This window comes from Ruegeria sp. ABF4_144, from assembly GCF_056160045.1.
In genome coordinates, this window is the sequence record NZ_JBSWWK010000001.1 from 1,702,583 (window position 1) to 1,714,347 (window position 11,765).

General features: G+C 58.9%; 12 protein-coding genes. 4 read left to right on the forward strand and 8 right to left on the reverse strand.

Annotation, left to right across the window (positions count from 1 at the left end; all coding sequences use genetic code 11):
* Window positions 1-39 precede the first annotated feature (39 nt).
* Window positions 40-948: an AAA family ATPase gene (locus ACXAGD_RS08660; RefSeq protein WP_475209702.1), complete on the reverse strand. Its 909-nt coding sequence runs from the start codon at window positions 946-948 to the stop codon at window positions 40-42.
* Window positions 949-1,081: 133 nt separating this feature from the next.
* On the opposite strand from ACXAGD_RS08660, the gene pyrC reads away from it, so the two are divergent.
* Window positions 1,082-2,119, forward strand: a complete 1,038-nt coding sequence (pyrC, locus tag ACXAGD_RS08665; RefSeq protein WP_475209703.1) for a dihydroorotase — start codon at window positions 1,082-1,084, stop codon at window positions 2,117-2,119.
* Here pyrC and ACXAGD_RS08670 read toward each other — a convergent pair.
* Both ACXAGD_RS08670 and ACXAGD_RS08675 read right to left on the reverse strand, forming a co-directional pair.
* Window positions 2,116-3,411, reverse strand: coding sequence for an MmgE/PrpD family protein (locus tag ACXAGD_RS08670; protein WP_475209707.1), 1,296 nt, complete (start codon window positions 3,409-3,411; stop codon window positions 2,116-2,118). The genes pyrC and ACXAGD_RS08670 overlap by 4 nt on opposite strands.
* Window positions 3,412-3,448: 37 nt before the next feature.
* The gene (locus tag ACXAGD_RS08675) at window positions 3,449-3,895 is read right to left on the reverse strand and encodes a type II toxin-antitoxin system RatA family toxin (protein WP_475209709.1); all 447 of its coding nucleotides are present in this window, start codon (window positions 3,893-3,895) and stop codon (window positions 3,449-3,451) included.
* Window positions 3,896-3,967: 72 nt separating this feature from the next.
* Between ACXAGD_RS08675 and hpt the strand changes: the two genes are divergently transcribed.
* Window positions 3,968-4,510, forward strand: a complete 543-nt coding sequence (gene hpt / locus ACXAGD_RS08680) for a hypoxanthine phosphoribosyltransferase (RefSeq protein ID WP_475209710.1) — start codon at window positions 3,968-3,970, stop codon at window positions 4,508-4,510.
* Here hpt and ACXAGD_RS08685 read toward each other — a convergent pair.
* Together ACXAGD_RS08685 and lipA are read right to left on the reverse strand one after the other, a co-directional pair.
* The gene (locus ACXAGD_RS08685) at window positions 4,497-5,654 is read right to left on the reverse strand and encodes an amidohydrolase (protein WP_475209712.1); all 1,158 of its coding nucleotides are present in this window, start codon (window positions 5,652-5,654) and stop codon (window positions 4,497-4,499) included. The two genes, hpt and ACXAGD_RS08685, sit on opposite strands and share 14 nt — an antisense overlap.
* Entirely contained in the window at window positions 5,651-6,601 is a 951-nt protein-coding gene (gene lipA, locus ACXAGD_RS08690) for a lipoyl synthase (RefSeq protein WP_475209714.1), read from the reverse strand. The genes ACXAGD_RS08685 and lipA overlap by 4 nt, the downstream gene beginning before the upstream one ends.
* 264 nt (window positions 6,602-6,865) lie before the next feature.
* Here lipA and ACXAGD_RS08695 point away from each other — a divergent pair, with 264 nt between their 5' ends.
* On the forward strand, window positions 6,866-7,414 hold the full coding sequence (locus ACXAGD_RS08695) for a redoxin family protein (protein WP_475209717.1): 549 nt from the start codon (window positions 6,866-6,868) through the stop codon (window positions 7,412-7,414).
* A gap of 52 nt (window positions 7,415-7,466) precedes the next feature.
* Here ACXAGD_RS08695 and ACXAGD_RS08700 read toward each other — a convergent pair whose 3' ends face one another.
* The gene (locus ACXAGD_RS08700; protein WP_475209719.1) at window positions 7,467-8,390 is read right to left on the reverse strand and encodes a LysR substrate-binding domain-containing protein; all 924 of its coding nucleotides are present in this window, start codon (window positions 8,388-8,390) and stop codon (window positions 7,467-7,469) included.
* 44 nt (window positions 8,391-8,434) lie between these two features.
* Window positions 8,435-9,544, reverse strand: a complete 1,110-nt coding sequence (locus ACXAGD_RS08705; RefSeq protein WP_475209721.1) for a DUF6456 domain-containing protein — start codon at window positions 9,542-9,544, stop codon at window positions 8,435-8,437.
* A 241-nt stretch (window positions 9,545-9,785) separates the two neighbouring features.
* On the opposite strand from ACXAGD_RS08705, the gene ACXAGD_RS08710 reads away from it, so the two are divergent.
* Window positions 9,786-10,085, forward strand: coding sequence for a DUF6477 family protein (locus ACXAGD_RS08710; RefSeq protein WP_475209722.1), 300 nt, complete (start codon window positions 9,786-9,788; stop codon window positions 10,083-10,085).
* Here ACXAGD_RS08710 and ACXAGD_RS08715 read toward each other — a convergent pair whose 3' ends face one another.
* The gene (locus ACXAGD_RS08715; RefSeq protein WP_475209723.1) at window positions 10,086-11,630 is read right to left on the reverse strand and encodes a trimethylamine methyltransferase family protein; all 1,545 of its coding nucleotides are present in this window, start codon (window positions 11,628-11,630) and stop codon (window positions 10,086-10,088) included.
* Window positions 11,631-11,765: the final 135 nt, after the last annotated feature.

An 11,765-nucleotide genomic window follows, 5' to 3' on the forward strand; every position in this document is an offset into this window, starting at 1 on the left:
GCCCCCATACCCTCGGGGTATTTTGAAAAAGATGAAGCATCAGGCCGGTTCTAGAGAGGATTTGGCCTCATCCAGAATCCGTTTCGCCTCGGACCCCTGCAATTTCTGGATGTCGTCCTGATATTTAAGGATCGCGCCCAGCGTGTCACCGATGACCTCGGGGCTGAGGTTGATCACATCCAGCGCAAGCAGGCATTTGGCCCAGTCGATGGTCTCGGCCACCCCAGGTTTCTTGAACAGGTCCTCGGTTCGCAGGCGCTGAACAAAAGCCACAACCTCGCGGCTAAGCGCCTCAGCGGCCTCGGGCGCGCGGGCGTGGAGGATTTCGATTTCACGGTCGAAATCGGGATAGTCGACCCAATGATACAGACAACGGCGTTTCAACGCGTCGTGCACCTCGCGCGTGCGGTTTGAAGTGACGATGACGATGGGCGGCTCAGGCGCATGTACTGTGCCCAGTTCGGGGATTGTGACCTGAAAGTCGCTCAGCGCTTCCAGCAGGAAGGCTTCAAACGGCTCATCGGTACGATCCAATTCGTCGATCAGCAGGACTGGCGCGCCGTTTTGGTCCGGACGCATGGCCTGCAGCAGAGGGCGCTCGATCAGATACTCGTCCGAGAACAACTCGGATTGCAATGCACCGCGATCGGCGCCACCCGACGCCTCAGCCGTCCGGATTGCCACCATCTGCGCCGGAAAGTTCCATTCGTAGACAGCCGAGGATGCATCCAGCCCCTCGTAGCACTGCAGCCGGATCAAGCGCCTGTTCAGACCCGATGCCAGCGCCTTTGCGATCTCGGTTTTGCCGACCCCGGCCTCGCCTTCCAGAAACAACGGGCGGCCCAGCTTCAGCGACAGGAACACAACCGTGGCCAGTGCACGTCCGCAGACATAACCCTGCGCGCCCAACATGTTCTGAACGGCGTCGATAGTTTCTGGCTGTGTCATTTGCAAATCTCCCTCGGCACAACAGGTCACGACAGCGCACGCGCGTCAAGGCCATGGTCTTTCCGGGATTTACGGCGATCCGGGTCGTTGACAAGCCTTTCCCGCACGCGGCCTGTGTGATAGCGGAGGCGCCATGACCGATAGCATCACGATCCGCCGCCCCGACGACTGGCACCTGCACCTGCGCGATGGCGCGATGTTGCAGGCCGTTCTGCCCGAAACCGCGCGCCATTTTGCCCGCGCGATCATCATGCCTAACCTCGTGCCTCCCGTCGTGCGCGGCGATCAGGCCGCCGCCTATCGCGACCGCATCATGGCCGCGCTTCCCGAAGGCATGACGTTCGAGCCACTGATGACCCTGTACCTGACCGAGGATACGGATGCAGACGATGTAGCCGCTGCTCATGCCAGCGGGTTGGTCAAGGCGGTCAAGCTATATCCTGCAGGTGCTACGACCAACTCGGCCTCGGGCGTGCGGGATTTCGACAAGGTGCGTCCAGTGTTGGAAAAGATGGCCGAGATCGGTTTGCCAATGTGCGTCCATGGCGAGGTTACAGACGCAGAGATCGACATCTTTGACCGTGAGGCGGTTTTCATCGACCGTGTTCTGGATCCGATCCGCAAGGCCACTCCGGGTCTGCGTGTGGTGATGGAGCATATCACCACTTCGAACGGCGTCGACTACGTAAAGGCCAACGAGACCGATCTGGGTGCTACCATCACCGCACATCACCTGATCATCAACCGCAACCACATTCTGGTTGGCGGCATCAAACCGCACTACTACTGCCTTCCCGTCGCCAAGCGGGAGGAACACAGGCTGGCGTTGCTGGCCGCTGCGACCTCGGGCGATGCACGGTATTTCCTGGGCACAGACAGCGCGCCGCATACGGATGACAACAAGGAAATGGCTTGCGGTTGTGCCGGGTGCTTCACCGCGACGAACACGATGTCCTTGGTCGCCGAGATGTTCGACCGTGAAGGCGCGTTGGACAAGCTGGAAGGTTTTGTTTCACTGAATGGGCCTGCGTTCTACCGCCTGCCGGTGAACGAAGAAACGATCACCCTGACCAAAGGTGGGCCTGTCGCATACCCCGAAAAGATCGAATCCGGAGATGGTCCGGTAACGGTCTTTGACCCGGGCTTCCCGCTGCACTGGCGCGTGGTCTAAACCGCCAGGCTTTTTGCCAGATCGCGGGCGCGGCCGCCGGTGCGCAGCATCGACCAGATCGCGTCCGTCTCTTCTCCTCCGATCAGCTTGGCGGCCTTGCCGCGTACCCGGTCCTCGCGGTCCGACAAACTCATCGGTGTCAAAAGGTCGTGCGTTGCTTCCAGCCGTGCACCGTCGCGGCGCAACAAAGTCAAATGCGCCTGCGTTTCTGACAGCGTTTCATCCGCTTCGACCGACACGCGATCCCGCAAGGACTTCAGGCGCGGGTCCGCGCAGACCTTATCGGTGTAGCTGTCCGGCAGCGCCGTGTCATAGCCAAGCGCCTGCATGGCGATCACCGTTCGGTACGAGAACTTTGCTCCTAAACCGGTGGTCGGAGACATCTGGTTGCACACGCTCATCCAACGCGGATGAGTCTTGATCTTGATCTCTGCTACCTCCGGTTCCGCAATGTCCAGATCGCGCGCGGCCTCGAGCGCGGCGTGCAGGCCATGGCAGCAGGCGTGGAACTTGTGGCTGACGGCTTCGAACAGCCACTCTTCACCCAACCCGGCCAAAGCGGTTGATGCATCCCCCTCGCCTTTGTGTAGAGCGCCAAAGCCGTACTGCCCCTCCAACGCGTCCATATTGGGCTCAAACCCCTTCGCGACCAGTAACGCGGCTTCAACCCCGGCCGAGGCCGCAAGACCCGCGTTATAGGGTTTGCCCATCGTTCCGAATTGCGCCTTGAGGCCAGCGGCGCGCGTGGCCGTCAGACCCAACACCTTTTGCATTTGCTTGGGGTCGAACCCCAGAATACGGCCCGCTGCCACGGCGGCCCCAAACGCACCCGCTGTCGCGGTCTGATGGAACCCTGCCTGATAATGGTCACGGCCCAACCACAGACCCACGCGGATCGACGTCTCCATCCCAACCAACGCGGCCTCGAGGAAATCGACGAGAATGCGATCATCCCATTCGCTCAGCGACAAAGCGGCCGGCAACACTGCAACCGAAGGGTGACCGATATGGGCGAAATGCGTGTCGTCATAGTCCAGCGCGTGTGACACGGTGCCGTTGACCAAGGCCGCCCCGCGCATCGGGGCTGCGCCACCGCCAAACAAATGCGCCTGCGTCGCCCCCTCTTCGCCCAGTACCAGATCACGCACGGCTTTTGAGACAGGCTCGTCAGCCCCGGCACGACCGACAGCAATCCAGTCCAGAATGGACAACGATGTGACAACCCGCGTCTGCAAGGTTGTCTCGACAGGGCCCGCCGCAAACGCGGCCAGAGAAGTGGAAAAATCGCTCATGTGCGCAGTCTAGCGTGCGCCGTTAACGGGTAAAGACCTAGCCGTACAAATCCGCGGCGCGGGTCTCGAACGCCTGAACGATGCGGTGCATGGCTTCATTGAACACGACGCCGATGATACCCTGCAGGATGGCGTTCTTGAATTCGAAGTCCACGTGGAAGGATACGTTACACCCACCTTCGGGTGCATCCGCAAACTGCCAGTCGGATTTCATATATTTGAAGGGGCCGTCCAGATATTCGGTGTCGATCTTCATCTGGTCCGGGAACAGCGTCACCCGGCTGCCAAATCGTTCGCGGAACACTTTGAACGAGATGACCAGATCCGCCTCCATCACCTGCGCCTCACCGGCGGCATAGGTTCGGCGGATGCGGGCGGCGGCGCACCATGGCAGAAACTCAGGGTATTTCGCCACATCCGCAATCAGGTCGTACATCTGCTGTGCGGTATACGGCAGGTGGCGGGTTTCCGAATGAGTAGGCATGGCGTCCGCTATTAACAGGTGACAATGGCGCGTGATTTCGTATGTTGCGCGCCAAAGATCAAGGGGGCAGCGATGAGCGACCGCGCATATGTGATAGATGAGATGATCTCGGCCAAGGCCATCGCCGCCCGGATTGAAGAGCTGTGCCGCGAAATCACACAGGAATTCGGCGATACCGACAAGCTGGTCGTGGTCGGCCTGCTGCGCGGCAGTTTCGTCTTTATCGCTGACCTCGTGCGCGAACTGGACCTGCCGATCGAGGTGGATTTCCTTGAAGCATCATCCTACGGCGATTCGATGGAAAGCAGTCGAGAAGTTCGCATTCTCAAAGACTTGCGCGGCGCGATTGAAGGGCGTGATGTTCTGGTCGTCGAGGATATCGTCGATACCGGTCACACCCTGAACCACGTGACCAAGCTGCTGCGCAGCCGTAAGCCTGCACGGTTGAAATCCATCGCCCTGCTGGACAAACCCAGCCGGCGCGAGGTTGATTTCCGGTCCGATTGGATCGGGTTCGAGATTCCGGATGAATTCGTCGTGGGCTATGGAATCGACTACGCTCAGCGCAATCGCAACCTGCCCTTTATCGGCAAGGTTCGCTTTACCGAGGACTGAGCGGGCCCAACACCTGCTGAATCGCTTGCAGGAAAATACCAGTTCCAACCGGAATCAGGGCATCCGGGAAATCGTAGTCCGGGTTGTGCAACTGTGGGTGACCCACTCCAGAGCCTAGCCAGAACATGGCTGCCTTGGCGTCTTTACCGAATTGTCCGAAATCTTCTGAGAACTTCTGAGGGCTGGACGTCAGCTCGCACGGCACGTTTGTTTCCACACAGGATCGGCTGAGGATTTCGACAGCCTCGGGCGCGTTCACGCAGGCCTCGAACACGTCTTCATAACCGATCTCATAGCCCAGCCCCTGATCTGAAGCGACCTGCGCAACCAACGCCTCGGCCTCGTTCATCAGGTTCTGCATTCGCGCATCGGCGACAGTGCGCAGGGTCACCCAAAGCTCGGCCCGACCGGGAGCAACACCAAAGGTCGGCTCACCCAGATTGGCATGTGTCACAGTGGTCAGGGCAAAATCCGCACCCAGATCACCGCCCTGCCCCAACGCCGCCAATTGCGGCATCAGAGACACCAGCGCCCCAGTCGGTGATACCCCATCCTGTGGCGCTGCCGCGTGTGAGGTTTTGCCGGTCAGAACAATCTTCATCCCGCGCGAGGCACAATTCGCGGGCCCCTTGCACAGCAGCACGTCCCCCTGCGCCAAGCCCGGCAGGTTGTGCAGTGAAAACACAAAATCCGGCGCAATTTCGGCAAACTTCGGATCGGCCCGAAAGGCGATGGCCCCTTTCCCGGTTTCTTCGGCCGGTTGGAAAATCAGAACCACGCGGCCCGTTTCCGGGCGGGATTGGGCTAGTTGCTCAGCCACCCCCAGAACCATCGTCATATGGCCATCATGTCCGCACAAATGCCCCTTTCCAGGAAGACGTGAGGCATAATCAGCTTCAGAGACTTCCTGAATCGGCAACCCGTCCAACTCGCACCGAATGGCAACCGTTGACCCCGTCTGACCACTGTTGAAAACGCCCGCCACCCCATGACCGCCAATACCCGTCAGCACCTGATCGGCATCTCGGGCAAGCAATTCATCCGCAATCCGGGCAGCGGTTTGTTCCTCCTGCCCGGAAATCTCGGGGTATTGATGCAATTCGTGGCGCAGCCAAGTCAGCCGCGCAAGTGTTTCGGGTGTCACCCTTGCTCCAGCTTTTTCTGGCGCGCATCGCGCAGACGGGCAAAGTCATCGCCTGCATGGTAGGACGACCGGGTCAGAGGCGTCGCGGACACCATCAGGAATCCCTTGCCGTAGGCCGCCTTTTCATATGACGCGAACTCCTCGGGCGTGACAAAGCGGTCGACGCCGTGGTGTTTCGGCGTGGGCTGCAGATACTGACCGATGGTCAGGAAATCGATATCGGCCGCGCGCATATCGTCCATGACCTGCCGGACCTGTTGTTCGTCTTCCCCAAGGCCAACCATGATGCCCGATTTGGTAAAGATCGACGGGTCCATCTCTTTGACCCGCTGCAACAAGCGCAGCGAGTGGAAATACCGCGCACCGGGACGCACTTCGGGGTACAGGCCCGGAACGGTTTCGAGGTTGTGGTTGAACACGTCCGGTTTCGCCTCGACCACAGTTTCCAGAACCGAAGCATCACACTTTAGGAAGTCCGGCGTCAGGATTTCAATCGTTGTCTTGGGCGAGCGGTGACGCACCGCGCGGATGGTCTGGGCAAAATGCTCGGCCCCGCCGTCTGTCAGGTCGTCCCGGTCCACCGAGGTGATAACCACGTGGTTGAGCCCCAGCTTCTGTACCGCATGCGCTACCCGACCGGGTTCGAACGCGTCCAGATCGTCGGGGCGACCGGTCGCAATGTTGCAGAAAGTACAGCCACGGGTACAGATCTCGCCCATGATCATCATGGTGGCGTGACCCTGGCTCCAGCATTCGCCGACATTCGGGCAACCGGCCTCTTCGCAGACGGTCACGAGGTTGTTCTCGCGCATGATCTTGTGGGTTTCGGCATACCCTTTTCCACCCGGAGCCTTCACCCGAATCCATTTCGGCTTTTTCGGCTGCGCATTGTCTTGGCGATGCGCCTTTTCGGGATGACGTTGTTCGGGGATCTTCAGATCACGCACGGTCGGCTTTCCTGACTTTTGGTCACTTTGCTTCGACATAATATAAACAGTGACGGATTGCTACGCCACCCATGCATAGCTGCCATAACAGCGCACTATGCAATTGCAGAAAAACACCAGACAAATCCTGGAAAAATCCTATTGAAAACAGTACGCTTTGCAGTATCCGCCAGAATTCGCGTTTGCGGCAACTATTACATTGAAGCCAATTTAGAACTGTTTTAAATCTGCAGCAGTTCACACATGAATCACAGGAACTTGAGCATGAAATCCGGTACCAAATTGCCTGACGTAACCTTTCACACCCGCGTCCGTGACGAGGCCGTCGAAGGCCCCAACCCGTTCCGTTGGGAAGACAAGACAACTGCAGATTACTTTGCCGGCAAACGGGTGATCCTGTTCTCGCTGCCCGGTGCGTTCACCCCCACCTGTTCGACCTACCAGCTGCCCGGTTTTGAAAACGGTCATGCCGAATTCAAGGAAAAAGGCATCGACGAGATTTACTGCATGTCGGTGAATGACAGCTTTGTCATGAACAAATGGGCGCAGGATCAGGGCCTGGAAAACGTCAAGGTGATCCCGGATGGTTCGGGCGAGTTCACCCGCAAGATGGGCATGCTGGTCGACAAGGACAACCTGGGCTTTGGTATGCGCTCGTGGCGCTATGCTGCCATCGTCAACAACGGCGTCGTCGACGCATGGTTCGAAGAGCCCGGCCTGATGGATAACTGCCCGGAAGACCCCTATGGCGTGTCCTCGCCGGAAAACCTGAAAAAGCACCTGGACGAAGCGAAAGAGCCGGCTCTGGCCTAAGCCTTTCTGCGATCCAATTTTTAAGACCCGCCGATGGCGGGTCTTTTCATTTTCAGCTGCGAGTGGCCGACACGATATCTTCGCCGACCCGTTGAATGACCTCAGCCAGACCATCGAACCAGCCCTCATTGCCGGTTGACAACCTTCGCACCAGGCCAACCGTCCGCGACGGTTGAGGTGTGCCGAAACGTATCAGTTTCAACCCGGGCACAGCCTCGGATTCCGCTTGCGCTGCAAGCTCGGGCATCAGGGTCAGACCAAAGCCTTCGGCCACCAGTCGGGACAGAGTTGCTAGGGACGACGCGCCCATGTTGATCAACCCGCTGCTGCGATCCTGCCCGCAGACCTCAAGCGCCTGATCTGTCAGGCAATGACCATCATCCAGCAGCATCAACTGCGCTGTCTTCAGGTCCAGTGGCCGCAGGGCCTCGGGGTTTGTTGTCATGCCCTGCAGGCGGGCCGTGCTACCGGCCAGAAGGAACCGATCCTGAAACAAGGGCAGTTCGAACAGCTCATTTCCCCCAACCGGCAAGGCCACGACACCGGCGTCAATTTCCCCGGCGCGCAGCATAGTCAACAGCCGCTCGGTTCTGGCCTCGCGCACCTGCACGCGAAGCGACACATCCGAGGCGCGCAATCCGGCCAGAACGCCCGGCAACAGATACGGAGCGATTGTCGGTATAATTCCAATCGCCAGTGACCTATGCCCGCCCGAGCGATCCCTGGCAAATTGATCCAGCCTGTCGGCGGCCCCCAGAACCTGGCGCGCGTGGTCCAGTACATCGCGACCCAACGGAGTCAACAGGATGTCACGGGCCTGACGTTCGAACAGCGGCCCGCCCAAGCTTTCCTCCAGCGCTTTGATCTGCACTGACAAAGCGGGTTGAGACACATGGCAGGTCTGCGCCGCCCGGCCGAAATTGCGCTGTTCCGCGACGGCGCTGAAATACTGCAACTGTCTGAGGGTAAAATGCATAACCTGTGATTATCACTTGGCCGACTGAACGCAACCAAAACATATCACCCAATCATACGATTGCGCTCTGACTGACTTTCGTAGTGCCGCTTGAGACGTTGCAGTGCGATCCGCAATACGATCTTGCCCGACCGCGCTGACCAGCCCATGCGTTTCTCTGCCAGTTCCAAGCCTTCGAGGTAACAACAGCAGCGCAGTGCCACGTCGCTCAACCCCGGCCCGAGATCCGACAAGGCACGCTCTACACGATCCCGCGCATCGGACGAACCCCGCCCGCCATGTGCCTCGCTTTTGAAACTGCCACGTCCTCCGGCGGTGAGGAAATGATCCCAGTTCTGCGCGACCTGAGGGCCGATTTGCGCCAATTCAAAATCCTCACGCAGACGCTCTCCTGCCGCCACCAGAGATTCATCCAGAAAAGGTTTGCCATCCCGGTCCCGTCGGCGGGCCAAAGCGATCAGAGGACTTTCCGCCGCGCTGTAGCGAATTCGCTTGGGCCGATTGAGGGGCACAGCCGCGCCCTGCCCCGGAGCCATTTTTGACTGGAAAGAGGCTGGCGCCTCGGCCATGCCAAATTCACTGCGCTCGCGCGCCTTGTTCTCGGCCTCGGCAACAAGACGGCTCAAAGCGGTCCGGCCTGCCGACGAAATGCGATAGCGCGAAATCCGGCCAGGATTGTCGCAAGAGATCCAGTCTTTCAGAGCCAGCGCCTGTGCGATCTTGCAATCCACAACGGCTGTTCTTGTGGCCCCAGTGTCACCGGTATCCCGGACCACAACGGCCTTGTCCATTTCCTCGGCTACCGCAAGGACCGACCCCGTTTCACACAACCGGCGCAGAATCCTTAGGGCTTCGCGATTGAATTCCTCGTCTTTGGCAGCTGCAGTCTCGTCTTGCGCAAGTGCAAACGTGTTACTCGCGCCCGCTTCCGGATCGCCGAAATGCGTCTCGGCCAGAGATTGCAGCGCGGCGTCCACCAACGGATCGTCGCGACGCATTTCGATCCGTCTGATTTGCCGGAGAATGGTCGAAGCATGGCACCCCGCGGATCGCGCGATATCGCGGATCGATTGGCCGGTCTCTGTGTGGGCAAGATATCTTTGCGCCCCCTCAGGTACCCAAGCCGGAATGGTGAAAGCCATGTTATTTTCCATAGTTCCTTGCCCTCGTCGAACCAACAATCTGTTCTCAACCGCCCCCGATGAGTTTGTTAACCAATTCTAACTAGAGTTGCTTTCGTTACTCGTTCGTTAACCCACAGAGACAACAACCAGATTTGATTCAAAAACATAAACACTCATGAAACCAGAGTTCGGCGCGAACCCAATCAAGGCAACACCCGCTTAGGTTGTGTGTAAAAAGGGACAACTTCCACTCGAACAAGGAGCCCCCGAAATGCAGGACCTGATGACCATGATAGCCACCCTCCGCCGCCCTCGCCTTTTGGCTCGGGCCGCGAAATTAGGGGCGCGGGACTATGATCGGGAACGGCATCTGCAACGTATTCTCGGATACGGCTCGCTGCCCGGAACCGGTGCGGCGCTGGTACGATTGATGGAAATGGAACGAGAGGTCAACGCGCAGCGGGTCGAAGAAGATGCGGCCTATTCGTTGGTGCGGCATCTTGATCTGCTGATCGCGTTACTGGGCGAGGCGCAACTGTTTCAGGCCAGCCGCGCCTCGCAATTTCAGTGATCAGGTGAAGGCATCCGGCATGGATGCTTTCTTTTCCGCCACGTATTCGTTCAGCGCGGCGTTGATTTCCGGGTCGAGTTGCGGCTGCTGATAGTTGGCCAGCAGATGCTCGACCCGCGATGTGGCCAGTTGACGCGTATCGCGTCCGCCTTCGTCTTCCCAGGTCTCGAACGGCTTGTAGTCCAGAACTTCGCTTTTCCAGAATGCCTCTTTGAAGTTGGCCTGTGTATGTGCGCAGCCCAGATAATGGCCGCCGGGGCCAACTTCGCGGATCGCATCCATTGCCAGAGCGTTGTCGTCATAGGCAACACCTTTGGCCAGACCGTGCAGAACGCCCAACTGGTCGGCATCCATGACGAACTTCTCAAAATCTGCAACCAGACCGCCTTCCAGCCAGCCGCACGAGTGCAGCATGAAGTTCACGCCAGACATCAGACCCATGTTCAGCGAGTTCGCGGTTTCATAGGCCGCCTGCGCATCAGGCAGTTTCGAGCCGCAGAACGACCCGGCCGAACGGAACGGCAGGTTCAGACGCCGCGCTAGCTGGCCCGCACCGTAAGTGACCAACGACGCCTCGGGAGTACCGAAAGTCGGCGCGCCCGAATTCATGTCGATCGACGACACAAACGCACCAAAGATTGCCGGGGCACCTGGACGGATGATCTGGCTGTATGCAACACCGGCCATCACTTCGGCCAGAACCTGCGTCAGCGTCCCTGCCACCGAAACAGGCGCCATCGCGCCGCCGACGATAAAGGGCGAGATGATGCAGGCCTGATTGTTTGCCGCATAAACCTCTAGCGAGCCCATCATCACGTCGTCGAAGGTCATCGGCGAGTTGATGTTGGTCAGCGAGGTCATGACAGTGTTTTCCTGCACGAACTCTTTGCCGAACAGGATCCCGCACATATCAACCGAATCCTGCGCGCGGCTGGGATCTGTGACCGAGCCCATGAACGGCTTGTCCGACAGGGTCATGTGCGCCATCAGCATGTCCAGGTGACGCTTATTCACCGGAACGTCGGTCGGCTCGCACACGGTCCCGCCCGAGTGGTGCAACCACTTGGACATATAAGCCAGTTTCACGAACTTGTTGAAATCGTCCATGGTCGCATAACGCCGACCGCCCTGTGCATCACGCACGAACGGCGGGCCATAGACCGGTGCCAGGACCAGATTGCGGCCACCAATAACAACCGATTTTTCGGGATTTCGAGCGTGCTGAGTAAACTGGCTGGGCGCAGTCTTGATCAACTCACGGGCCAAACCACGAGGGATGCGCACGCGCTCGCCATCAATGTCGGCGCCGGCGTCTTTCCAGCGCTGCAACGCAGCCGGATTGTCGACGAAGTTGACGCCAACCTCGGCCAGAATGGTTTCCGCGTTGGCTTCGATGATTTCCAACGCTTCTTCGTTCAGAACCTCGAAATTCGGAATATTCCGTTCGATGTACTTTGCTGTTTCGATACGAACCGCGGTGCGCTCGGCCCGGCGGGCGGCTCCTCCACCGCCTCTGGCTCTGCGTCGGGTGTTTGCCTCTGACATGAGATAATCCCGTTAGTCTGTTCACGTTGCAAATTGTGTTACCGGAACCGCCAGTCACACCGAACGTGGATAACGGCGCAATCGGGGTAAAAGCGACATGTTCGCCACTTCGATTTTGCTTTGACCCTTTTTTCC

What these genes read in the sequence shown, in the direction of transcription:
- ACXAGD_RS08660 (WP_475209702.1), bottom strand. Translation starts at nt 948, where the DNA reads ATGACACAGCCAGAAACTATCGACGCCGTTCAGAACATGTTGGGCGCG.
- pyrC (WP_475209703.1), top strand. Translation starts at nt 1,082, where the DNA reads ATGACCGATAGCATCACGATCCGCCGCCCCGACGACTGGCACCTGCAC.
- ACXAGD_RS08670 (WP_475209707.1), bottom strand. Translation starts at nt 3,411, where the DNA reads ATGAGCGATTTTTCCACTTCTCTGGCCGCGTTTGCGGCGGGCCCTGTC.
- ACXAGD_RS08675 (WP_475209709.1), bottom strand. Translation starts at nt 3,895, where the DNA reads ATGCCTACTCATTCGGAAACCCGCCACCTGCCGTATACCGCACAGCAG.
- hpt (WP_475209710.1), top strand. Translation starts at nt 3,968, where the DNA reads ATGAGCGACCGCGCATATGTGATAGATGAGATGATCTCGGCCAAGGCC.
- ACXAGD_RS08695 (WP_475209717.1), top strand. Translation starts at nt 6,866, where the DNA reads ATGAAATCCGGTACCAAATTGCCTGACGTAACCTTTCACACCCGCGTC.
- ACXAGD_RS08700 (WP_475209719.1), bottom strand. Translation starts at nt 8,390, where the DNA reads ATGCATTTTACCCTCAGACAGTTGCAGTATTTCAGCGCCGTCGCGGAA.
- ACXAGD_RS08705 (WP_475209721.1), bottom strand. Translation starts at nt 9,544, where the DNA reads ATGGAAAATAACATGGCTTTCACCATTCCGGCTTGGGTACCTGAGGGG.
- ACXAGD_RS08710 (WP_475209722.1), top strand. Translation starts at nt 9,786, where the DNA reads ATGCAGGACCTGATGACCATGATAGCCACCCTCCGCCGCCCTCGCCTT.
- ACXAGD_RS08715 (WP_475209723.1), bottom strand. Translation starts at nt 11,630, where the DNA reads ATGTCAGAGGCAAACACCCGACGCAGAGCCAGAGGCGGTGGAGGAGCC.